Origin of the sequence: Geminocystis sp. GBBB08, assembly GCF_016743215.1 — a bacterium.
GTDB lineage: Bacteria > Cyanobacteriota > Cyanobacteriia > Cyanobacteriales > Cyanobacteriaceae > Geminocystis.
On the sequence record NZ_VRZC01000051.1, the window covers coordinates 1 to 23,371 of the forward strand.

General features: G+C 32.1%; 21 protein-coding genes. 14 read left to right on the forward strand and 7 right to left on the reverse strand.

The features are described 5' to 3' along the window. Positions 1-180, forward strand: a 180-nt coding sequence (locus FWJ34_RS08575; protein WP_308254907.1) for a hypothetical protein, incomplete at its 5' end; no start/stop codon positions are given. A gap of 203 nt (positions 181-383) precedes the next feature. Here the strand turns inward: FWJ34_RS08575 and FWJ34_RS08580 are convergent. The 7 genes from FWJ34_RS08580 to FWJ34_RS08610 all read right to left on the reverse strand — a co-directional run bounded on the left by FWJ34_RS08580 (position 384) and on the right by FWJ34_RS08610 (position 11,213). Beyond that, positions 384-1,493, reverse strand: coding sequence for an S-(hydroxymethyl)glutathione dehydrogenase/class III alcohol dehydrogenase (locus tag FWJ34_RS08580; RefSeq protein WP_308254908.1), 1,110 nt, complete (start codon positions 1,491-1,493; stop codon positions 384-386). A 365-nt stretch (positions 1,494-1,858) separates the two neighbouring features. After that, positions 1,859-2,383, reverse strand: a complete 525-nt coding sequence (gene purE / locus FWJ34_RS08585; protein ID WP_308254909.1) for a 5-(carboxyamino)imidazole ribonucleotide mutase — start codon at positions 2,381-2,383, stop codon at positions 1,859-1,861. Positions 2,384-2,578: 195 nt separating this feature from the next. After that, on the reverse strand, positions 2,579-4,006 hold the full coding sequence (locus FWJ34_RS08590; protein WP_308254926.1) for a bifunctional diguanylate cyclase/phosphodiesterase: 1,428 nt from the start codon (positions 4,004-4,006) through the stop codon (positions 2,579-2,581). Between the two features lie 30 nt (positions 4,007-4,036). Then, positions 4,037-4,681 carry an FHA domain-containing protein gene (locus tag FWJ34_RS08595; RefSeq protein WP_308254910.1) on the reverse strand — a complete coding sequence of 215 codons (645 nt, stop codon included), beginning with the start codon at positions 4,679-4,681 and terminating at the stop codon, positions 4,037-4,039. 52 nt (positions 4,682-4,733) lie between these two features. Next, positions 4,734-7,352: an EAL domain-containing protein gene (locus FWJ34_RS08600; RefSeq protein ID WP_308254911.1), complete on the reverse strand. Its 2,619-nt coding sequence runs from the start codon at positions 7,350-7,352 to the stop codon at positions 4,734-4,736. 238 nt (positions 7,353-7,590) lie between these two features. Beyond that, positions 7,591-10,056: an EAL domain-containing protein gene (locus tag FWJ34_RS08605; protein ID WP_308254912.1), complete on the reverse strand. Its 2,466-nt coding sequence runs from the start codon at positions 10,054-10,056 to the stop codon at positions 7,591-7,593. A gap of 152 nt (positions 10,057-10,208) precedes the next feature. Beyond that, the gene (locus FWJ34_RS08610) at positions 10,209-11,213 is read right to left on the reverse strand and encodes a helix-turn-helix domain-containing protein (protein ID WP_308254913.1); all 1,005 of its coding nucleotides are present in this window, start codon (positions 11,211-11,213) and stop codon (positions 10,209-10,211) included. A 582-nt stretch (positions 11,214-11,795) separates the two neighbouring features. On the opposite strand from FWJ34_RS08610, the gene FWJ34_RS08615 reads away from it, so the two are divergent. The 13 genes from FWJ34_RS08615 to FWJ34_RS08675 all read left to right on the forward strand — a co-directional run bounded on the left by FWJ34_RS08615 (position 11,796) and on the right by FWJ34_RS08675 (position 23,221). Further along, positions 11,796-12,287 (forward strand): hypothetical protein, encoded by a 492-nt coding sequence (locus FWJ34_RS08615; protein ID WP_308254927.1) that lies wholly within the window; start codon positions 11,796-11,798, stop codon positions 12,285-12,287. A 184-nt stretch (positions 12,288-12,471) separates the two neighbouring features. Next, on the forward strand, positions 12,472-13,041 hold the full coding sequence (locus FWJ34_RS08620) for a DUF2808 domain-containing protein (protein WP_308254914.1): 570 nt from the start codon (positions 12,472-12,474) through the stop codon (positions 13,039-13,041). 95 nt (positions 13,042-13,136) lie between these two features. Further along, entirely contained in the window at positions 13,137-13,541 is a 405-nt protein-coding gene (locus FWJ34_RS08625; protein ID WP_308254915.1) for a hypothetical protein, read from the forward strand. 112 nt (positions 13,542-13,653) lie between these two features. Continuing rightward, positions 13,654-14,121, forward strand: coding sequence for a hypothetical protein (locus tag FWJ34_RS08630; protein WP_308254916.1), 468 nt, complete (start codon positions 13,654-13,656; stop codon positions 14,119-14,121). Between the two features lie 106 nt (positions 14,122-14,227). Continuing rightward, positions 14,228-14,899, forward strand: a complete 672-nt coding sequence (locus tag FWJ34_RS08635; protein ID WP_308254917.1) for a MarC family protein — start codon at positions 14,228-14,230, stop codon at positions 14,897-14,899. A 42-nt stretch (positions 14,900-14,941) separates the two neighbouring features. Next, complete coding sequence (locus tag FWJ34_RS08640; RefSeq protein ID WP_308254918.1) at positions 14,942-15,568, forward strand: hypothetical protein; 627 nt, start codon at positions 14,942-14,944, stop codon at positions 15,566-15,568. A 133-nt stretch (positions 15,569-15,701) separates the two neighbouring features. Next, entirely contained in the window at positions 15,702-17,036 is a 1,335-nt protein-coding gene (locus FWJ34_RS08645; protein ID WP_308254919.1) for a DUF1254 domain-containing protein, read from the forward strand. 34 nt (positions 17,037-17,070) lie between these two features. Further along, positions 17,071-17,421 (forward strand): DUF1622 domain-containing protein, encoded by a 351-nt coding sequence (locus FWJ34_RS08650; RefSeq protein ID WP_308254920.1) that lies wholly within the window; start codon positions 17,071-17,073, stop codon positions 17,419-17,421. 38 nt (positions 17,422-17,459) lie between these two features. Next, entirely contained in the window at positions 17,460-17,897 is a 438-nt protein-coding gene (locus tag FWJ34_RS08655; protein WP_308254921.1) for a DUF202 domain-containing protein, read from the forward strand. 347 nt (positions 17,898-18,244) lie between these two features. Then, entirely contained in the window at positions 18,245-18,760 is a 516-nt protein-coding gene (locus FWJ34_RS08660; RefSeq protein ID WP_308254922.1) for a type IV pilin-like G/H family protein, read from the forward strand. 55 nt (positions 18,761-18,815) lie between these two features. Then, positions 18,816-20,492 (forward strand): hypothetical protein, encoded by a 1,677-nt coding sequence (locus FWJ34_RS08665; RefSeq protein WP_308254923.1) that lies wholly within the window; start codon positions 18,816-18,818, stop codon positions 20,490-20,492. Between the two features lie 158 nt (positions 20,493-20,650). Further along, on the forward strand, positions 20,651-21,883 hold the full coding sequence (locus tag FWJ34_RS08670; RefSeq protein WP_308254924.1) for an extracellular solute-binding protein: 1,233 nt from the start codon (positions 20,651-20,653) through the stop codon (positions 21,881-21,883). 15 nt (positions 21,884-21,898) lie between these two features. After that, entirely contained in the window at positions 21,899-23,221 is a 1,323-nt protein-coding gene (locus tag FWJ34_RS08675) for a mechanosensitive ion channel domain-containing protein (RefSeq protein WP_308254925.1), read from the forward strand. The last annotated feature ends 150 nt before the right edge of the window (positions 23,222-23,371 follow it).

Consider the following 23,371-nt stretch of genomic DNA (forward strand, 5'->3'; position numbering starts at 1 on the left):
TTAGGGATTGTGGTATTTTCAGGATTATCTTTAGCAACATTATTAACGTTATTTTTAATCCCCTGTCTTTATTTGTTACTTCATCAACCGTTAAGTTTTTCCACTGAAGAAGTGACTTTTATCAATCTAAAAAATATCTCTGACACTTACAGCGAGGGGAAAAAGATAATTTCAAAATAAGCCTTCCCACCTTTTAAGGGCAGGTTTTTAAGATTTAGGTGAAGGCAAGACTAGGTGACTAGGTGACTAGGTGACTAGGAGAGGAGGAGACTAGATGACTCGGTGACTAAATAAATTATTATTATGTTACACAAGAAAATCGTCTTAATCCTCATCACCGCTCAAATAAACTTATCTAAACTTATTCAAAAGTCCGAAAGCCCTTAAAATACCAGAACACTACGGATAGATTCTCCTTTGTGCATTAAGTCAAAACCTGTGTTAATTTGATCTAATGGCATAACATGAGTAATTAAATCATCAATATTAATCTTGCCTTCTTTATACCAATCCACAATTTTGGGTACATCAGTTCTTCCTCTTGCACCCCCAAAAGCACTACCTTTCCAAACTCTGCCTGTAACTAATTGGAAAGGTCTTGTACTGATTTCTTCTCCGGCACCGGCAACGCCGATAATAGTACAAACTCCCCAACCTTTATGACAACATTCTAAGGCTTGACGCATAACTTGTGTGTTGCCAATACATTCAAAACTATAATCGGCACCTCCTTTAGTTAAATCTACTAAGTAAGGGATTAAATCTGCTTCTACTTCTTGGGGATTAACAAAATGAGTCATGCCAAATTTTTCGGCGATCGCTTTTTTGCTAGAATTAATATCCACACCGATAATTATATTTGCCCCAACCATTCGACAGGCTTGAATGACGTTTAAACCAATACCCCCCAAACCAAAAACAATCACATTAGCACCAACTTCCACTTTAGCTGTATTAATCACAGCCCCAACACCTGTAGTAACACGACAACCAATATAACAAACCTTTTCAAAAGGTACATCTGGGCGAATTTTAGCAAGAGCAATTTCAGGCACAACGGTATAATTAGCAAAGGTAGAAGTACCCATATAATGATATAAAGGCATACCATCGAGAGAAAAACGAGTGCTACCATCAGGCATTAAACCTTTACCTTGAGTAACTCGAATCGCTTGACAAAGATTAGTCTTAAAACTAAGACAATATTCACATTCTCGACATTCAGGTATATACAACGGTATAACATGATCTCCTGGTTTAAGACTTTTTACATCCTTACCCACTTCTACCACAATTCCAGCCCCTTCATGACCTAAAATACTTGGAAATAAACCCTCCGGATCTTTTCCTGATAAAGTATAAGCATCAGTATGACAAATTCCTGTAGCTTTGATTTCGACTAACACTTCCCCTAGTTGAGGCGGTTGTAAATCAACGGTTTCGATGGTAAGGGGTTTTCCTGCTTCTAAGGCAACGGCGGCTTTAACTTTCATGGTAAACTTTCGTTTGTATTATATAAATAAATTGTTAGTTCAAAAGCATGATGTACATTAATTTAATCATTAGACTTCTTGCACTAAGTCGCGATAATGGGCAATGGGCAATGGGCAATAGGTAATGGGCAACAATGTAATGGGTACGTTTCCTAATTCTAAATTCTTCAGGCAATATAGCAATCCTAAATCATTGGTGAAGAATTAAAGATTAAAAAATAAATCTGTAAATCTTACTATACATGAAAGCTGACCACTGAAAACTGATAGCTAACACCTCTTTAAATCTCACATAAATTGACTAAAACATGATAACTTTGAGCGATCGCCAAAAAGAAACCTATTTGTTTTATCCTTAATTAATTTTATCCCATAAATTTTTGTTGTAAATATTCCTGATAACCTAACTTCTCCAATTCTGCTTGTTTCTGTGCTACTATATTTTCGAGATTTTGGCTATAACTTTCAACTTTTTTTAACAATTGTGGTTGTTGACTAGCTAAAATTCTGACTGCTAATAAACCAGCATTTTCCGCATTACCAATGGCAACAGTTGCAACGGGAATACCCCTAGGCATTTGCACAATAGAGTATAAAGAATCAATACCGTGTAAATGCTTTGTATTAATTGGGACACCAATTACGGGTAAAGGGGTTAAAGACGCTACCATACCGGGTAAATGTGCTGCCCCTCCTGCACCAGCGATAATCACTTTTAAGCCGCGTTTGTGAGCATTCTGAGCGAATTCTACCATCTTTAATGGGGTTCTATGAGCTGAAACTATTTCTACTTCATAAGATACGGCAAATTGTTCACAAATGGCGATCGCTGCTTTCATGGTGGGTAAATCAGAATCGCTACCCATGATAATCCCAATTTCAATAGACATTTTAATCAAAACCTCAATTAAATTTAGTTAGTCAATAACTTGCAAAAATTAATTTATGATAATTTTCCATCAATTCCTACTACTATATTCTATCTTTATCGAAAAATAGATCAAACTGAGGTATAGAAAAAATTAATAAGTAATGAAGAATAAGTAATAGGCAATAATAATTTTTGGATGGTGCAGTGGTAATCTTTATTTGTTTAAAAAAGCTAAAAAATCCTTTTCTTTTAATGGTTTACTAACTAGCCATCCCTGAATTAAATCGCAGTGAAGGTTTTTTAATAATTTTTTCTGATTTTCTGTTTCGACTCCTTCGGCTACCACCATCATATTATATCCTTTTGCTAAAGTTATAACTGCAGAAACTAAGGCTTGATCTTGCTTATTGATTGCTAAATCACTAACAAAAGATTGATCTATTTTGATAATATGAAAAGGAAATTTTTTTAAATAACCAAAAGAAGAATAACCAGTACCAAAATCATCTAAAGAAAATTTTACCCCTAGATTAGATAATTCATTAATAATAAATTCTGTTCTTGTTACATCTTGCATTAAAAGACTTTCAGTAATTTCTAATTCTAAATACTCAGGATTAAATTTTGTTTTTTCTAAAATATCTTTAACTTCTTCTACAAAATCTCCTTGCTGAAATTGTTTAACAGAAACATTAACGGCTATAATAAGATTTTGATGACCTAAATTATGCCATTTTTTAGCCTGAAGACAAGCTGTCTCTAATACCCATTTACCAATGGAAATAATTAAACCTGTTTCTTCTGCTAAAGGAATAAATTTTGATGGCGAAACCATACCTAAATTGGGATGTTGCCAACGTAATAAAACTTCTACTCCTGAAATACGATTAGTTTTTAAATCTAATTGATGTTGATAATTTAAGAATAATTCTTGATTTTTTAAAGCATCATATAATCGATTTTCTAACTCAAATAATAAAGTTTGTTCTCGACTTAATTTTGTGATATAAAACTGATAATTATTTTTGCCCATTTGTTTTGCTCTAAATAAGGCAATATCAGCATTTTTAATTAATTTTTTGGAATCAATACCATCACTAGGATAAAGAGCAATTCCCATACTGCAAGTCACATAAACTGTATATTTTTCGATAAAAAAAGGATCTTTTAAGTTATTAATAATAAGATCGGCAATTTTATTCACTTCTGAGACATCTTTATCTAAAGGTACAATAATCGTAAATTCATCTCCTCCCCAACGAGCTAAAAAACAACTAGGAGGAAGACAAGAAACTAGGCGTTGAGAAAAACTTTCTAACAATTTATCTCCTACAGTATGATTAAGAGTTTCATTTATATTTTTAAACCGATCAATATCAATAAATATAACAGCTAATGATTTTTTCAGTTCTTTTCTTTCTTGAAGATTTAATTCTAGTTTCCAATAAAAACATTCTCGATTAGGAATGCCTGTTAAGGAATCATGGAAGGCTTGATATTTTAATTTAGCTTCGGAATTTTTGCGACGAGTAATATCAAAAATATAACTTCTAATAACATTTTCTTTTGATAAATAATGAATATATTGTTCAAAATATTTATTTTTAATTTTGACTTCCCTAATGATTAATTCTCCACTGATACTTTGAACATTATTACTTAACCCTCAAGTTCATGGATTAATTAAAATATCATCAGTGAATAATTCTCCAATACAGACATTAGCTGCCGGATTGGTATAAATAATTTTGCCATTAAAATCAAATTCAATAATAGGATTTGGTGACAATTCAGGAAAAGAGGCTAATCTTTTAATATCTTTTTTATTTAAGTTTTCATGAAGATTTTCTTCCGAAAGAATTAAAGTATCCTGTAATTTATCTCTAGCTAAATCAAAAGATAAAGAAGTTTCTTTTATTAACATATTCGGTAATAAATTATCATGAGAAATAAGCTCTTCTGATAAAAATTTTTCTTGTTGATAAATAGCTTTAATTTCACTTGAACCAAAAATAATTACATCTCCATCTTTTAATTTATGATAAATAGTTCTTTTCCCATTAACTAAAATACCATTTTGACTTCTTTGCCCTTTTAAATCTCCATCAATTAAAATATAGGAACTTTCATCAGAGGGTAAATCCGTTCTCATTAAAGTAGCATGATTTCTTGATACAGCACCGGAATTTAATTGAATATTACTATCAGAATGACGACCAATAGAATAAATACTTTCCGTCAAATAAATAATCGTTTGAGATGAGATATTTTCTGGAAGTAATAATCTAAATTGACTTTTATTATAAGAGTTAGTCATTCAAGGGTGATATTTTCAATAACAATTAATAAATTATAGGATTTAATGAGATTTATTCAGAAAGATAACAAGAATTAACCAAAAATTTGTTTATATCTTCTAAGGTTAAAGCTGAAGTTAACAAGTTACCTTGTATTTCTTTACAGCCTAATTTTAATAACTCTTCTAATTGTGCTTTTATTTCCACGCCTTCTGCTACCACTCTTAAATTCAAACTTTCTGCCATAGCAATCAATACGTTTACCATTGCTTTCTCCTGATTATCATTAATAAAACTGTTGATTACTGGGCGATCGATTTTTAAAGTGGAAAACGCAAATTTTTTCAAATATCCTAATGCTACAGAACCAGTGCCAAAATCATCTAAAGCAATTCTTACCCCTAATTCTTTTAACTCTTTTATAGTTTTCTCAGCTAATTCAATATCATTGCCGATAGTAGTTTCCGTAATTTCTAACTCTAATAAGCTAGGATCGATTTGCACTTTATATAAAATATTTTTCACCATTGCCACAAAATTAGGTTGCTGAAATTGTTGATTAGAGATATTAATACAAATAGGTTGTTTGGTTAAAGCTAAATTATCTCGTTGCCATATTTGACGTTGAGTACAAGCAGTTTCTATCACCCATTCTCCCATAGGCACAATTAATCCTGTTTCTTCGGATAAGGGAATAAATTGATCTGGGGTAATTCTGCCTAAATCTGGATGATTCCATCTTACTAATGCTTCTAATCCAGTAACTTTATTTTTTTCTACGTCAATTTGAGGTTGATAATACAAACAAAATTCATTTCGTTCTAAAGCATGAGCTAATAATTTTTCAATTCTTAATAAACGAGCAACTTCTAATTGTACTTTTTCATCAAAAAACTTGTAATTATTTTTATTAAATTCTTTACTTTTAGATAACGCACTTTGTCCTTGATTTAACAAGATTTCTGTAGTTATATTAGTAGTATCTTGAGGCTTTATCGCAATACCCATATTGCTTCGGATATGTATTTTCTGATTCTCAAGGAAAAATGGCGGTTTCAAAGATTCTAACATTCGATGAGCAACTCTGCCCATATCTTTAATACTTCTGACTTGAGGTAAAAGGCATACAAACTGATATGATTCCCAGTGTGCTACAGTATCTCCCGAACGCAAAGAAGCTCTTAAACGTCTGCCAAAACCTTCTAAAATACTTGATTTAAGGCTGTAACTGAGAGTTTTTTGATTTTCCTCTAAAATTTCTAAATCAATAAAAATTATGGACAACAACCCCGAACTACGACGACTATTAGCCATGGCAGTGTTAAGTTGTTCCATAAATAATTGCCGATTGGGTAAGCCTGTTTCCAAATCATATAAACCTTGTTCTTGAATAAAAGTGTCTTGATGAATATTTTTATTAGCAGGTCTTACCGCAAAAGATAAAATTATTTGATCACCGTAGCTAACCCAAGTGATATTGGATTCTAATTCAACTAATAATTTATTTTTACTTTTATAATTAAAATGTTTCAGAAAATTTTTCTCTTTTTTCGATTTAATAATCGTCTCAATTTGTTCATCTAAAGCACCCGTATTAAGATCGATTAAATCATATAATTTTAAAGAATAAATCTCTTCTAAGCCATAACCCAATAAATCAGCTAAAGCGTTATTAGCTTCTAAAATCTTTTTATTGTTAGCATCTACTAAAAAAATACCTTCTTTTGTTTGACTAATAAAAGCCTTAAATCTCTCCTCACTTTCTTGTAATTGAGTTTCTAAAACCTTACGTTTAGTAAAATCAAAAACATAAGTTCTAATTAATTTTTTATCTGATAAATAATGTATATATTGCTCAAAAACTTGATCCTTAATAGTCACTTCTCTCACAAATAGTTTATTATTATGACCGTGATTTTCAATATTTTTAATTAATCCTAATAAAATGGGATGATTGTCTGTTATAGGAGCATTTTTAAGTTCAGGAAATTTAGTAATTGCCGAAGGATTAAGATAAGTAATATTCCCATCCCAATCCATTTCAATAATAGGATTAGGGCTTAATTCAGGAAAAGAAGCTAATTTAGTAATCTCAGAATCAGAGGTAGCGGTAGAAGTGGAATAAGCATTAGTATTAGTACGTTGAAAATTGATACTATCTTCTGATTCCATATTTGGTTCTGAAATAACTAAAGTTTGTTTTGCGTCAGCGACAGATAATGGAAGAGAAGAAGATGATTGATTTCCCTGAATTGTATTTTCAGGCTCTTTAGATTGTTGAAAATCCCCTGATTGTAATAAAGCTAAGTCAGAAATATTATTAACAACATAATAACTAGCTTGAATTTCAAATCCTAAACGAATTATATCTTGATGTTTTAACTCTTGAACTAAACATCTTTTATCGTTAATAAAAATACCATTAGTACTGCGATTTCCTTGTAAATCTCCGTCTAATAGCCAATAGGAAAAACTCTTATTTTTAGTATCAGTTCTTCTGAGTAAAGTGGCATGAAAACGAGAAACTTTTTTTGAGGCTAAGGCAATTTTATTGCGAGGATCTCTACCTATAGAATAATTTGCATCTTCTAAAATAATAGTTTGACGAGAATTTTCGTCTTCCAATACTAAAACATGAGTAACAGTAGGTAAATCTCGATTTGAACTTGTTTTGATATAATCACTATTCATAGGGTTTTAATAATAGGTAGTAGCTTTTTTGTAAGAAAATATTTGAAGATACAATAATTAATGATCAATAATTAATAATACTTATTATAAAATGATATATCGAAAAAAACTAATATAGCAATCCGATAGAAGTTATGAGAATATAAATACTCTATGTAGTTAACAAAGGGCTTAACCCTCTTGACAAAGAAAGCCCCTTCGTTATATACAATTTATTTTGCACTGGTACTTGTGTAATTCAAGTAATATTATATTCTGGTTTATGAAGAAAGATAGTAGCTTCTTTAGAAGGCAAAGGACGACTAAACAAGTTTCCTTGAATTTCTGTACAACCTAAATCTCTTAACAATTCCATCTGCTCCAATTTTTCAATGCCTACTGCGACTAATCTAGTGCCATAGCCTTGGCATAAAACCGCTATACTTTGAATAAAGGCTTTATGTTTAACATTCTGCTCTAATAAATTAATCAAACTAGGGCTAATTTTTACCGTATCAAAAGACACTTTTTGTAAATAAATTAATGAGGAATTTCCTGAACCAAAATTATCAAAACATAACCTAACTTTTAAGGCTGATAATTGGGCTAGGGTTTTATAGGCTAATTCAGGATTTTGTAAAAAACTATTTTCAGTAATTTCTAACTCTAAAAATTGAGGAGATAATGACGTTTGTTCTAAAATTTTTTCAATGGTTTCTACAAAATTAGGTTGAGAAAACTGTCGAGCAGAAATATTCACCCCAATAGGTAAAGGAGTAATATTTTGTTTTTCCCATGCTTCCATTTGTAAAGTTGCGGTTTGCAAAATCCAAATCCCTAAAGGTAACATAAAATCTGTTTCCTCTGTTAATCTTAAAAAGTGACGAGGAGTAACTTTACCTAATTCAGGATGATCCCAACGTAGTAAAGCCTCTAAACCTGTTAATTTAGCAGTCTGAGTGTCAATTTGTGGTTGATAACAAAGGAAAAATTGTTGTTCTTTAATGGCACTACCAATTAAATTTTCTAATTTTAATAAACTGGCGGTTTTCGGACTAACATTAAATCCGGTGATTCCTGAAATGGCATTATTTACGGTTTTATTTTGTTCTAGGGAAAGTAAGCTATTTTTTATAAATAATGAAAGTTCATCGCCGTCAATAGGATAAATAGCTAAATTTATATTAAGACTTAAGGGAATATTGCTAGAATATTCTTGTAAAAATTGCTCTAAAGTTGAAGACATTTTTTTGGCAATTTTAGCCGGATCTTTTGGCCCTTTTATGCGAGGAAATAAGACCATAAATTTATTTTCATCCCACCTAGCAATCAAATCTCCTACTCTCAAACAAGATTGAATTGTTTGGGCAAAATTTTTGATTAATTTATTGATATTTTCTTGATTATTATTGTCTTTAAATGCTTGAAAATTACCTATTTCCGCTACTATTAAAGCCATTAAATATTGATACCGTTCTGCATTAGCGATGGCCACAACTAATTGCTCATTTAATAACTTTTGGTTAGGAAGATGAGTTAGATAGTCATGAAAAACCTGATCATTAGAAGAATTAATGATGTCAACACTATTAGTATTCCTGACTACAAAGCAAAAAATGTCTTTATTTTGATAACTAATTAAACTAATACTAGACTCTAAATTAATTAAAGAACCATCTTGGCAACGATGTAAATATTGTTTCGTCAAATCTTCTTTTGTTTCTAAAACATGAGTTAAATCTTGGTTAAAATCACTTAAATCACTAGCAATAATATTAAAAAGAGTCAAATTACTAATTTCTTCTATAGAATAACCCAAAAGGTTTAAATAAGAATCATTGGCTTCGATAATCCTTTTATTACTAGCATAAGCTAAAAAGATACCTTCGGAAGTTTGTCGAGCGATAGCGCGATAACGAGCTTCACTTTCTCTCAATTGACTTTCGGCTTGTTTTCGTTTAGTAAAATCAAAAATATAGGAACGAATTAATTTTTTTTCAGAAAGATAATGAACATATTGTTCAAAAACTTCAGCACCAATTTTAACTTCCCTTAAAAATAAATTACCTTGTCGATTATTATATTCAGCCAACAACCCAGAGAGAATAGGATGTTCTAATTTATCATCATAAATGGTATCAAATTTAATACTGGCGGCGGGATTAACATAAGTAATATTTCCATCCCAATCTAATTCAATAATTGGATTAGGACTCAATTCAGGGAAAGAAGCCAGACGAATTAACTCTTGTTGATCTTCTGGATTACTAGACTCTTGTTGTTTCCCAATCATGGTATCACTAGATTGATTCGTGAGAGTAACACGAGAAGCATTAATACGATCTAAACCATCGGGGTTAAATAAATCGATTCCCGAATCGGTAGGAATGATATAGTAATTAGCTTTAGCCTCATTAGCAAAACGAATGGTATCACCGTGTTTTAACTCATGGGAAATACTAGCGTGTCCATTAATTAAGATTCCGTTAGTACTTCTTTTTCCTTGTAAATCTCCATCAATAATACGATAAGAGAAACCGTCACTGTCGCTATCCATTTTACGAATTAAGGTTGCATGAGTACGAGAAACCTGATAATCATAAAGAATTATGGGATTATGAGAATCTCGACCTAGGGTGTAATTACTTTCTTCAAGGGAAACAATTCTTCTACCTTTACGATCTTCGATAACGAAAATATGACGAAACTCTTGTACTTCACTCATGTAATTTTACCCAGAATAACTAATATAGCGTAATAAATCTCAATATTACTTAATCGTTTATTTTTACGGCTTATTCTCCATAACTATTATAGATTAGTTAGGAAATGACAGTTAATAATTAATAATTAGGCGGTGTAAAGGATAAAATTAAGCTAAATTTGACTTTGATGACGAAAAGTGTTAGGAGATAAACCTGTCCATCGTTTAAAAGCACGGGTAAAATGGGCAGGATCTTCATAACCTAATTCATAGGCTATATCAATAATTTTCAGTGTCAAATCTTGTAATAAATCAACTGCTGTTTTATAACGAATACGGGTTATTAACTGAGAATAACTTAAACCCTCCTTTGTTAATGTTCTTTGTAAGTTACGAATAGACATTTTTGCAATTTCGGAGGCTATATTAATGTTGGGATAACCTTCTTTTAGTAAAGGTGTGATTGCTAATTCTAAGCATTGAGAAAAATTTGTAGGAGGTGCAGTTTCATGTAAATGGACATAATCAACTTCAGGGGAATAGGAATTAGATGAAAGGGAAGGTAAAGGTAAAGATAAAAAAGAGCGAGGAAACTCGATGGAATTTATGGCTACATCTCGATTAATTTTAACTTCACTGAGGGGATGATCCGTAAAATTACTGAATTTTGTTTGTAAACTAATTTTTTGGGGATACCAATGTTTCCCAGCTACTGTTTGAATTAAATTAAGCATCATTCTCAGACAAAAATGACAAGTATGATCTAACACCAGATCCTTTGTGTTGATATACTGCTGACAGAAATAAGCTGTATCTCCTTGTTCAACTAACCAAAAACGTTCACAAGAATTAAACAAATTACCTGCATAAATAGCTGTAAGAATAGCATTATATAATGTAACAGAGTTACAAACTAAACGCCCTAATATTCCTAAAGAATCTAAATTAGTTTTTTCGGCTACTAATATTCCTAAATTGTCAATTCCCTCTCTATGAGCGGTATGATGGACAAAATTAAAGGCTTGATAACAAGAAATAAAGGAATTGGGATTTTCAAGAGCAAAAATAGGAATTTTACATTGTTTTAATAAAGTTTCTGTAGGTGTGCCTAATTCTTCCAAAAAATCCACAAAAAGAATAATAGGACTTACTCGTACTAAGGGTATTAATTTTGTCATAATTCGTATCAAAAATTAGCACGTTAGATTCAGTATATTTACTGATTTTTTTGATTATATATTGGCACAAAATGGCAAGAAAAATCTATAAAAAATATTTAAAGTATTTTTTCATAGTACCTTCGCAAAAATAATAATTTTAGCCTTCTTACTAAATCTAAGTACTCATGCAAATTAATTGTATATAGACAAGGTAAGGGGTTAAAACTGCTTATTACTGAGAACTTGCTTGTACTTCTATCATAAATTATTGATTAGGGTAGGGAAAAGGAAAGAGGGAAAAGTAACAAGAATTGATTTTAAAATTATTAAAATTGATTTTTATTCTTGTATTGTTAATCTTGCTTTTCTTAATGCAAAATTTGAGTATTACCCATTACTATGGATTTGAGAAAAGGAAAATCGACAATTAATTTAACTTTACGATGTTTTTACTCTTTAGGGTTAAATTAAATTTCTTAGTTCAAGAAGAGTGAGATCAATTTCTGTTAAAAAATATTTTAGTTTTAAATTATTAAAAAATTATCGTAATTTTGGTTATGATTAGTTAGTTAAAATAAACAGTAACTTAAGATTATGTCAATGGAAAAATTTAAAGAAGAAATGAAAAAAGTTGGCTCTCTTAGTCTCTTTTTTTTTATCGGTTTTGGCTATATTCTTGTGATGATGAAACTTTTTTTGGAGGAATATAATATTGATGCTTATGTTTTATCAAAGGCGATTATTAGTGCCTTAGTTTGTGCAAAGGCAGTAGCGATTATGGATATGACTCCTTTACTGAATCGTTACTCAGAATCTCCTCGTTATATCAGAGTTTTGTATAAAACTTTTCTTTATACTTTCGCTGTTTTTATCATTGCCGTTATTGAGGATCTTTTCCATGCTTATCACGAAACAAAAGTCATTGGTGAGGCTATTAAATTATTTTTAGAAACTCGTCATTTTTCTCACTTTTTAGCGGTAACAATGTCTATATCTATTATTTTTTTGATTCATAATATTTTTCAAGAAATTGATCTTTATTTAGGAAAAGGAACGTTAAGTAAATTATTTTTTGCTAAACCTAACAATTAGTTTTTGTATATAAAAATACAGAATATTTTATCATTAAAATTATCGATTTACGGATCTTCATATTCAAGATTGGCACGAAATGGCAAGAAAAGATTTCTTCAAAAGATTTATGATGTGGTTTTTAGGTTCATCATATTTTTCAAGAAATTCATCGTTATTTAGGTAAATCATTTTACAAAACATAATGAATTTTAATCATATTTTAAAGGGAAACTTTCATCGGTTTTTCTTTTCTTTTCCCTTGTTTTACCTTTTTGTGGGTTTGTCTTTACCCCCTCGTGTCTATGGGCAGGATAATGGTAATCCTACTTTTTTTACAGGACAACCTCCTGTTTTCGTAGGTGTACACACTCCCGATTCCACCATAGCTTGGCCCAATGCCCATTATTATTTTACCTTTACTCTTCCCCCCAATGCAGGAGAGTCGATCGGGCAGGTAACAATACAACAACAACAAAGCCCTGAAATGATAGCTCTTAATGTCGCAAATACTTACGCTTTTATAGGCACTCAAGGCAATAAAGGGCAAGGTTTAACCACTCAAGCCTCTAGCTTATCTCAAGGAACGGGAGTCAATGTAATATTCAATCCGCCTGTGCCACCAGGTACGACTTTTACCGTGCGATTAGAAGCATTCCGCAATCCGGGCTTAGATACGACTTATCTCTATAATGTGACGGTGTTTCCATCGGGAAGTAATCCCACAGCTTTTCCCATCGGAGTAGGGCAACTTAGTTTTTATCGTTTATTTTAGCTGTCATTGCGAGCTTGTCGAGGAATCTCAAAATTACTGGAGAAATTACGGGCAAGATGTCTGTTTTACGGATATTTACTTTTAAGGAGTGTTTTATGAATTTGAGTTTATTAGGTTCATGTCTTATTGCCAGTAGTTTAATCACATTACCTTTGATCGCCCAAATGAATAATGTTGATGATTTACCCAACGATGCTACTCAGATGAAAACGTGGTATTGCAGTCAAGGAAATCAAGGGGTGTTGGTAGAGGTAAAAATGGTTAATGATTGGCAAGAAATCATCGAGGGGAATTCAGGGCAATGTGTGGAACAATTAGTCAACATTCCTGATAATGTGCCTCAATTTTCCTGTGAAAGTGACGAAAATCAGATTAATTCGATTACCGTGATATGGTTGAAGGGAAATGAAGCAAAAACCCAGATGCAAAAGTGGATGACGGCTTTTCAGCAACAAAAGATGAACTGTACCGTAGATCAAACTAATTCATTTTGGCAATAAAGATAAAGAAAAACTCATGGAAGCCGAAGGGAATAATCGAGTTTCCGAATAACTCAGTAGTATGCTCGATCAAATTAACCCATTTTGCAATTAATTAGGAGGTAATCAAATTATGTTTCATCGTACTGTATTAGGATTTTTCACCCTTCTTCTAGGTTGGCAAATACCCGTTTTAGCGGAGACTTGCACACCCATTCTTGTGGTGGGAGGAGAAGGAAGCACTGTGACAAAAACCGTTTCTGAGCCGACTATTCCCACATTATTTGGTGTGGATATTACTCGGAATAATTGGAATACAGATTGGGCAGTACCCACTGAAGATAACACTTTTCGCCGTTATTTGGTGGAAGTTAGTTCTAATGACGGAGGACCTTTTGATCTAAAAATGTATCTCAAGTATAGTGACCAAACCGCAGACCTGTTTTTTAACAAGGAAGGGTTAAACATTTCTAAGGATAAACCTTTAAAAATCGAATCCTCACCTCGCCCAGAGGCTCAACCCTATCAAGTTAATTTATTTGTTGGAGGTATAGAGTCATTAGGCAAAACCTACACCGCTACGGTAATGGGTTGTCGTTAATTCTTCAATCAGTATGTTTACAAGATTGAAATTATTACTGAATCATCGATTATCCTTTAAGTTTGACGGTGTGATTAAACAAAAACAAACATCAAACAAGTAGATTATGGAATGGTCATTTTTAAGCAATTTTGGAATTACTTTATTTGCACTTTTAAATCCCTTGGGAATGTTACCAATTTTTATTTCCTATACTTCTCGTGAGAGAATTAAAGTGCAACGGATGGTGGCTTTATTTGTTTCCCTTACGGTAATGGGTTTATTGTTGATTTTTATGCTCATCGGATCGCCCATGCTCCAATTTTTTGGGGTGACGATTAATTCCTTTCGCCTTGCGGGGGGTATTTTACTGTTAATCATTGGTATTAACATTGTCAATGGCAACGATAGTAGTGCCGGAAAAAATTTACTAACACCGGAAAATGAAAACGATTTGACTCAAGCCAAGTCCGTTTATCGTCAGATTGTAATTCCTATGGCTATGCCTTTATTAGTGGGGCCGGGGGTAATTGCTAACGTCATTCTCTATGCTAATGAAGCATTGGCTAAAAGGGGAGGTTTAGGTATTGAATTAATAATGATGACGATTATTGTCTCTTTTTTTGTCTTCGCAGTGCTTGTCTTAGGTAAATGGTTACAACAAGTTATGGGAGATATTGGATTGAGTATTACTCAACGGGTGATGGGACTTTTTGTTGCCGCCATTGGAGTTCAATTCATCGTGACAGGTTCGATCGACATTATTATTAATAATCTTGTTCCTAAACTTAAGGGATAAAACACAAATAGTTACAACATATTTAATTGAAATTAAAACATCATGAAAAACAAATCTCTTTCGGCTTTATTTTCTTTAAGTTTACTTACTTTAACCATGTCTGTAGGTAACTTGATAATCAATCCTTCCGTATCGGCAAAACCTACCACCGAAGCTAAAGAAACATCCGACACAGTGCAATTACTTTTTGTACAAAATGCCCTGACTGGTAGTTATGACGGTAAAAGATTGACTCTCAATAATGTGGGTTCGACTTTATTTTTTAGTGATCGCCCTGAACGTGTGACAGGTCATGTACAGAATAGTGAATTTATCCGTCATTGGGATAAAGGTTCAGACAATTTTGCGAAGAATCCCCCTAACGCCACTCTATCTATTTTTGGGAAAAAAGGAGTTAATAGCGTAGTGGTAGAGTTAACCAACCCGAAACTAGAGAAGAACAACTTATCCTATCAAGTCAAAGTTTTACAAGGGCAATTACCTCCTACTTTTCAAGAAGCATCATTGTTTATCGACATTTTAGGGCGGTGGGCGATGTATGGTGCCGGAGTGGCGGCAGGAGAAGCAGCGGCTGGTAGTTACTACTACAATCCGGCAGTGGTTGCTCCTGTTGTACCAACTTATGTGCCGCCTGTCTATGTGGCACCCCGTCCCATAGTAGTGTACTAAATACTTTTGTATAAACCACCAGAAAAACCTTTTGCGTTCTTCTCTTTGCGTCTTTGCGCCTTTGCGAGAAACAAAAAATAGGTTATTTGTCCCAAAGTTTTAACCTTTATCCACCATAAAATTTAAATTATCTATGAACAATATCAGCGAACAAGAAGCCTACGAAATTGGTATTGAGGCTTATCATTACTTTTACCCGTTGATTACAATGGACTTCACAAGACGGGTATGTACTAACTATAAATCAGGAGAAAAACCCGGATTCGGTCCAGTCAACACATTTCATCATCTGCGACAATTTCCTCCAGCTAATTTTCGAGCGGTAGTGCGTCCTAACTTTGACACTCTTTATACCGTTGCGTGGGTTGACATCACCAAAGAGCCGATGATTGTCTTAACTCCTGATACTAATGGACGTTACTATCTATTACCGATGTTGGATATGTGGTCAAATGTTTTTGCTGTACCGGGGAAACGTACCACTGGCACTCAAGCACAACAATATGCGATCGTACCTCAAGGATGGACAGGAGAATTATCAGAAGCGATCGAAAAGATCGAATCTCCTACTCCTCATATTTGGATTATAGGGCGTATTCAAACTAACGGAGTTGAGGATTATCCGGCGGTAAATGAAATTCAAGATGGTTTTAAAATCGTTCCTCTTTCCCAGTGGGGTAAAACTTTTGAACCGGTGGAAGCCGTTATTGATCCTACCCTTGATATGGAAACAGATCCCCTCAAACAGGTCAATAGTATGTCCGCAAGTCAATACTTTAGCTATGGTGCAGAATTGATGAAATTACATTCTCCTCATATCACCGATTGGTCAATTATTGCTCGTCTGCAACGCATAGGTATTCAGCAGGGTAAGAGTTTTGACTTGAATAAGGCACCTGTTGTGTTGCAAAATAGTTTACAAAAGGCGGTGATAGATGGATTGAAAATCATGATGGAGAAGTTACCAACTTTAGCTCGAATTGAAAATGGTTGGCAAATGAATACTGATACTATGGGAGTTTACGGAAATTATTACCTGAAACGGGCGATCGTGGCTATGGTGGGACTAGGGGCAAATCAACCTGAAGATGCCATTTATCCCATGAATGTCTTTGACTCCAATGGAAAACCCATGAAAGGTGAAAATAATTATATATTACACTTTGATAAAGATGAATTACCGCCGGTGGAGGCTTTTTGGTCAATTACCATGTATGATGCTGAGGGTTTTCAAGTAGCTAATAAGCTCGATCGTTTTGCTATCGGCGATCGTGATGCTCTAAAATATAATTCAGATGGTTCACTTGATATATACATTCAACATGAATCTCCTGAAGATAATAAAGTGTCTAACTGGTTGCCTTCTCCTGCTGAGGGTGTGTTAGGTGTAACAATGCGTTTATATGCACCTAAGTCATCAGTGCTTAATGGTGTTTGGAATCCTCCGCCTGTAAAACAAGTAGATTAGATCTTAATCAATCTTGTAATAAGTACTAAAAATGATGATGGAAAATTTAGAAAGTACATTAGGAATCCTTGTCACATTCCTCAAATTTTTATTAGAAGCCATTGCTGTTTTTTGTATTCTCTTAGGCATATTAAAAACTGGGCAACTAGCCTATATGTCTAAGTATGATCGTAATAAAAACTTATTTACAGAAATACGCCTAGAATTTGGAATGTGGCTTGTACTAGCGTTAGAGTTTCAGTTAGGTGCTGATATTGTTTCCACAAGTATAAGTTCAACCTTTGATTCTTTAGGTAAATTAGGAATGGTTGCACTAATCCGAACGTTTCTTAATTATTTTCTGACTAAAGAATTAGAATCTCAACGCAATACAAAGGAAAAGTAAATCAAATTGTTGCCTTAAACTTTATCCTAGTAATGATTATGAATCAACCTTTTCAAGACTCAGACACACCGAAAAAACTTTCTAATGATGATTTGGCGATCAACCGTACCGAATTAGCAAAATATCGCAGTCATGCCGCCGCAGATCGTACTCTTATGGCTTGGATACGGACTTCTTTATCTTTAATCGGTTTTGGCTTCGGTATTCCTACCATTACGACTGCCATTGAAAAAATTGATACTGCTAGTCATATAAACCCCATCAGATTTTCTGCGATTGTAGGACTTTGTTTTATCGGTACGGGAATGTTTGGCATGGCTTTAGGATTAATAGAACATCGTAAAATACTAAAAAAAATTGAAAACGATCATTATACTTATGAAAACTCTCAAAGTGCAGAAATTGTAGCGGTGGCTTTGCTTGTGATTGGCTTACTTAGCTTTATTGGCGTGTTAATTAAATCCTTAAATTTTTAGAGAAACACGATAAAAAATCCCACTTATTGAGAAGGATTTAGGGGGATCAAAAACAACACTTATTTCTTAATGTCTCGGAAAGTGACTCTCCAAATAATTAATTGTTGATAATCTCTCGAAAAATGTCAGGAGAATTTTCATTAATGACAGTTATATATTCATTCAGGAATATGAGAAAAAAAAATAGATATTTTAAAACTTTGTCAAGGGTTAAAAGTTGCAAATTTCCTATAACCTGATTTTGTAGATTTTATCAAAATATTAAGAAAATAGTGTGATTTTTTAATATTGAGAAACAGTTTATATAAAATAAATTCTGAATAGTATTTAAACACAAAAACTAAATCATGAATAAATTTTCAAAACATCTTTTAAGAAATGGATTGATCGCTGTTGTTGTTGGCAGTGGCGTATTGTTAGGAGTTGGGTTGACTACCCAAGCCCAAAATAATCTAGCTCAAGATCAAAATACAGCACTACAAGCTGTCGCTAAAATGACCGAAGGACAAAGAACTTATTATCAAAAAAACGGTAAATTTCGAGCGGTAGTCAAGAATATTCAGAAAGATTTCGGAATTACTTTACCTAATACTTTAAATTATGCAGTTCGCACCACATCAGAAGCCGCTTATAGTTATATTATTCCTGCTAAATCAGGTGAACTACGAGGCTATGTTGGTGCGGCTTTTCTCACTCCCAATCAAACTCCGAAAATTACCACTATTATCTGTGAAAACAATGATTCCGGACAGAATCGTCCTGCTGATCCTCTATTAGTAAGAGATCCTCTTAATACTAAAAAACTTTCTTTACAGTGTGGTCAATTTTCGGTGGAAGTTCCTCAATCACAAGTTAACGAATAATTTTACTCAATTCCCCTTTGTTATGTTATTTTTCAAAAAATCTTTTATCTTCATATTGACAGTAACCAGTACTTGTTTTCCTTTAAAGGCGATCGCAACTCCTATATCTCCTCAAGAAAAAGAAGATCTATTTACCTCTAACGGTTGTGATTGTGCAGAGGATTTAAGAGGTAATTATTTTCAAGAATCAGAGCTAAAAAAACCAAATTTAGATACTTTTCAAAACAATCAATTTAATCAAAATACTAATAATTTATTTCCTCAAATTCAAGCCCAAAATTCAGAAGTTAATATCACAACAGATCCGAATAAATGGCGTTTTCAATTTCAACCCTATGTAACTGTTCCTATTAATACTTATGGTACAGCTACTGCTAGAGGTAGAAGTGTTGATTATCACCTTAGTTTAGGAGAAATGTTAGATGCCTTAAATTTCACCGCCAGTGCTAGGGCAGAGGCATGGAAAGGGCGTTTAGGATTTATTGTTGACGGTTATTTCGTTAATCTAGGTAATGTTGTTAACCTGCAAAAACAAGTTACTCGTACTCCTTCGGCTTTAGATGCTTTAAATTACCTAAGCAGTAAAGGTACAAATACAAGACTAACGGATTTAGTTAATAATCTCGATCAAAAAATTCAAACAGCAAAAGAAAATAAGGAATTAAAACAAGCGGAAATTGTTGAAAAAGTAGATCAATTAGAACAACAAATCAATAACTTAAAAGTTACTATTAGTGAAGATGTAGTAAAAATAGAAAACATAGATTTAAAAGTTAAAGAAATAGCAAATAATTTAGCTAAATTTTCAGATTCAAGAATCGGTGATTTGAACTTTCAAAACTTAGATAATCTTAAATTAACTCCTGATGGTTTTAAAGAATTATTAGCTTTAAATATTAGAGATTTTCCTCAAATTCAAGACTTACAAGAGTTAAATAACAGAATTGAAAATACAAGGGTTAGAGAAGTTTTATCTTCTATTCCTCAAATTAAACAAAAATTGATAGAAACTAAAAGCATTTTAGAGCAAAGTATCGAAAAAATTAAAGAAGAAAGAAAAATCAAAGAAACTGAAGAACTGCAAAAATTACAAGCAGAAATTGAACAAGCAAAAAGTTTTGTAGAACAAGAATTAGCAAAAATTCAAAAAACAGAAGATTTTTTAGAGAATAGATTACCCCAAGAATTAGATATGAGTAGTAAAACAGATTTAAACTTTAAACAGGGTATTTATGATTTTGCTATTAGTTATCATTTTGGCGAAATTCCTGACTATAGGCTACCTGAAAAACCTTCTAATCGCCCTTATCCTCTCCTTTGGTTTGAACCGATTGCAGGTGTTAGACTCAATAATCTTAGTTTGAACATAGAAGAAACTATTAATGTTGTCGCAACCAGCACTATAGTTAATTTTAATGGTAGTTTTCAAAATAATTATAGTCAATCAAAAACATGGTTAGGACCGATGCTAGGAGCTAAAGTTGGAGTACAGATGAATGATGCGATCGCCCTATGGTTAAGAGGGGATTATGCTGGTTTTGGGGTAGGAGGAGAAACCGATTACAGTTGGAATGTCTTAGGCGGAATGGATTGGTGGGTAGGTTATAACACTTCCTTACAATTAGGTTATCGTTTTTACGAAATCAACTATCAAAACGGTAGCGGTAATAATGCTTTTGGGTTTCAAGAAAGTTTTAATGGCCCATTTCTTTCCGCAACTTTTCATTTTTAGTAATAATTTTTGAGTTTTTTATAATATAGTCTTTGCCCTAATTATCAAGTACAATCAAAAAATTAAAGTTAGTTTTTTAAGTGTTGAAAATCAAATTCCAAGCTAATAGCTAACATCCATTAAAACAGATTATAAAAATATAATTTAACCTTTTAAAATTGAAAAAAACAATCAACTTATTATATTATCTTATCATTAGTTTATGTTTAATTTTGCTACTCAAAACTTGTGATATAAATAGTTTGAAATCACCGTCAACATCACCAGAAGGAAATTTGTTAATTTGGCATTCAACAGAGGGAAAAATTGGCGATCTTATAATCAATGCCGTTAAAGATTTTACTGAATTAACTCCAAATGTAAAAATATTGTTACAGTTTATAAAACCTGAACAAAATCCTAACTTTTTTATTGAAAAATCAGAAACTGGTTTCGGCTCTAGTGCTTTAATTTTATCGGCAAAAGATATTCAAGAATTAGTCAAAAAACAGTTAATTAATCCTATTGATCCAGAATCTTTTGATACTTCTATCTACTTTCCTTCTACCTTAGAGCAAGTCTCTTATCAAGGTAAAATTTATGGTATTCCGTTAGGTTCAAACACGAAAATTCTTTGTTATAATCGAGCAAAATTAAATAACACTAATGATCCTTTTTTAAGCAATCCGCCAACAACTTTAGAGGGTTTAATTCAACGAGCAATTAAAGGTTATTCCGTTGGTTTAGTATCAAGTTTTGAAGATACTTTTTGGGGAATAGGTACTTTTGGAGCTACTTTTTTTACCGAACCATCATTAATTAATCATAATATGAAAGTATGGGCAGAATGGCTTAATTGGCTCAAAAATGCTTCCTTACAACCTAACTTTATTGTTAGTAAAGATCGTACTATTTTACATAATGCTTTTGAAAGAGGAAAACTAGCTTATTATATCTGTGACTCTACTGAAATTCTTGATTTTGCTGATACTTTAAATAATGATTTAAGAGTCGCTTTATTACCCAAAGGAGAAAAAGGAAATCCTACTCCCCTTCTCTACACTAAAATCATGGTATTTAATCACAGTAATACTGATAGTGAAAACCTTTTAGGATTAGCTTTCGCTAAATATATGACTAATCCAGAACAACAATTATCGGGAATTATTGCTACTCAGAGTTTTATTCCTACCAATCGTCAAATTAGACCTAATGTTGATTTATTACCCCTTGAATCAGTATTATTAAAACAAGCTGAATCGGCCGTGGCTATTCCTCTTAATAATTTAGCAGAAATTATCCAACTTTTTGAGGAAGGAGAAATATTATATCAAAAAGCATTTGTAGGAGAAATTTCTACTGATGATGCTGCTAAAAAATTAATGTTATTAATGGATAATCTTACTAAGTAAAATTTTCTTATTTCTATGGAAAATAAAAGAATTAATTTTTCAGATATTCTCACTCGACAATCAATTTTTTTGGCTCGATCTGATGTATTATTTCAGTTACTAATTATTATTGTTTGTTTATTCTTAGGTTGGCTCTTATCTAAATTATTTTGGCATTGGTTACAGCGAAATTTTCCTCAATTTACTACTTTTATTTGGCGAGACGAACATCTTGAACCAAGGGAATATCTAGCTTTATTTTTACAAAGTATAGACTTCCCTCTTATTACTTTAATTTTACTTAATTTAATGGCAGGTTTATTTCATAGCCAAAATTGGACACAAGGTTTAATAAAGCGAGGGGAAGATATAGTTATCGTTTATTTAATTTTACGCTGTTTATTAGCCTTTTTATATGGTGCATTTCCTTTAACAATTATTCAAGAATATCAGTTCAAAATTTTTTATCCTTTATTTGTTTTATTTGTTTTTAATCAAATAGTAAATCTTTCGGGAAACCTTCAAGATTCTCAAGTACAATTAATAACATTATTCAATAATCCTATTACTTTTGATACTATATATTCTCTGATTGTTGGTTTATATTTTTGGATAGTTATAGTTATACTTTTAGAAAAATTATATTTAATCTTAATCAATTCTAAAACTCTTTCTGAAAAAAGTTCTATACAAGCTACATTAATCTTGTGTCGTTATTTTTTAATCACCCTAGGAATAATCATAAATTTAGGTTTTGTAGGAGTAGATGGTAGGGCTGTAACCGCTATCGGAGGTGGTTTATCTATTGGTATTGGTTTTGCTTTAAAAGAAATTTTTAGTAATTTTATGAGTGGTATTATTTTATTATTTGAAAAAATATTAAAACCAGGAGATATGATTAGTATTGAAGGACAAACTTGTCAAGTAAAAGAATTAGGTATTAGGGCAACTACTGTATTAATGACAGTAGATAATGCAGAAAAAATTATTCCTAATCAAATTTTTCTTACTCAAGATGTTACAACTTATACAGGTAGTAATAACCTCGTATATTGTTCTATTTTAATGGGAGTCGGTTATGATTCTAATGCCGAACAGGTAACCAATTTACTCTTAAAAATTGCCCATAATCATCCTAAAATTTTGACGACTCCTTCTCCAGTGGTTTTTTTTATTAATTTTGGTGATTCTAGTTTAAATTTTGAGCTAAAATTTTGGTTAAATGATATTAACACTAGAAAGCGAGTTATTAGTGATATTAATTGTTCAATTTTAACGGAATTTGCTAAATCTAAAATTGAAATTCCTTTCCCTCAAAGAGATGTAAATATAAAAGATATTAAAAATTTTCTGAATTAAACTATAACTTAAATTTTCCATAAATGATTCATTAAGAATTCTTATACTTTCATCTCAACTTTTTAGATAAAACTTTTGGCACGAAATGGCAAGAAAATTATTAATTTTAAGATTTTACTGGATTCAGAATATTAAGTTATTTATATAAAG

Coding starts and splice junctions, on each gene's coding strand:
- FWJ34_RS08580 (WP_308254908.1), bottom strand. CDS start 1,493: ATGAAAGTTAAAGCCGCCGTTGCCTTAGAAGCAGGAAAACCCCTTACC.
- purE (WP_308254909.1), bottom strand. CDS start 2,383: ATGTCTATTGAAATTGGGATTATCATGGGTAGCGATTCTGATTTACCC.
- FWJ34_RS08595 (WP_308254910.1), bottom strand. CDS start 4,681: ATGACTAACTCTTATAATAAAAGTCAATTTAGATTATTACTTCCAGAA.
- FWJ34_RS08600 (WP_308254911.1), bottom strand. CDS start 7,352: ATGAATAGTGATTATATCAAAACAAGTTCAAATCGAGATTTACCTACT.
- FWJ34_RS08605 (WP_308254912.1), bottom strand. CDS start 10,056: ATGAGTGAAGTACAAGAGTTTCGTCATATTTTCGTTATCGAAGATCGT.
- FWJ34_RS08610 (WP_308254913.1), bottom strand. CDS start 11,213: ATGACAAAATTAATACCCTTAGTACGAGTAAGTCCTATTATTCTTTTT.
- FWJ34_RS08615 (WP_308254927.1), top strand. CDS start 11,796: ATGGAAAAATTTAAAGAAGAAATGAAAAAAGTTGGCTCTCTTAGTCTC.
- FWJ34_RS08620 (WP_308254914.1), top strand. CDS start 12,472: ATGAATTTTAATCATATTTTAAAGGGAAACTTTCATCGGTTTTTCTTT.
- FWJ34_RS08625 (WP_308254915.1), top strand. CDS start 13,137: ATGAATTTGAGTTTATTAGGTTCATGTCTTATTGCCAGTAGTTTAATC.
- FWJ34_RS08630 (WP_308254916.1), top strand. CDS start 13,654: ATGTTTCATCGTACTGTATTAGGATTTTTCACCCTTCTTCTAGGTTGG.
- FWJ34_RS08635 (WP_308254917.1), top strand. CDS start 14,228: ATGGAATGGTCATTTTTAAGCAATTTTGGAATTACTTTATTTGCACTT.
- FWJ34_RS08640 (WP_308254918.1), top strand. CDS start 14,942: ATGAAAAACAAATCTCTTTCGGCTTTATTTTCTTTAAGTTTACTTACT.
- FWJ34_RS08645 (WP_308254919.1), top strand. CDS start 15,702: ATGAACAATATCAGCGAACAAGAAGCCTACGAAATTGGTATTGAGGCT.
- FWJ34_RS08650 (WP_308254920.1), top strand. CDS start 17,071: ATGATGGAAAATTTAGAAAGTACATTAGGAATCCTTGTCACATTCCTC.
- FWJ34_RS08655 (WP_308254921.1), top strand. CDS start 17,460: ATGAATCAACCTTTTCAAGACTCAGACACACCGAAAAAACTTTCTAAT.
- FWJ34_RS08660 (WP_308254922.1), top strand. CDS start 18,245: ATGAATAAATTTTCAAAACATCTTTTAAGAAATGGATTGATCGCTGTT.
- FWJ34_RS08675 (WP_308254925.1), top strand. CDS start 21,899: ATGGAAAATAAAAGAATTAATTTTTCAGATATTCTCACTCGACAATCA.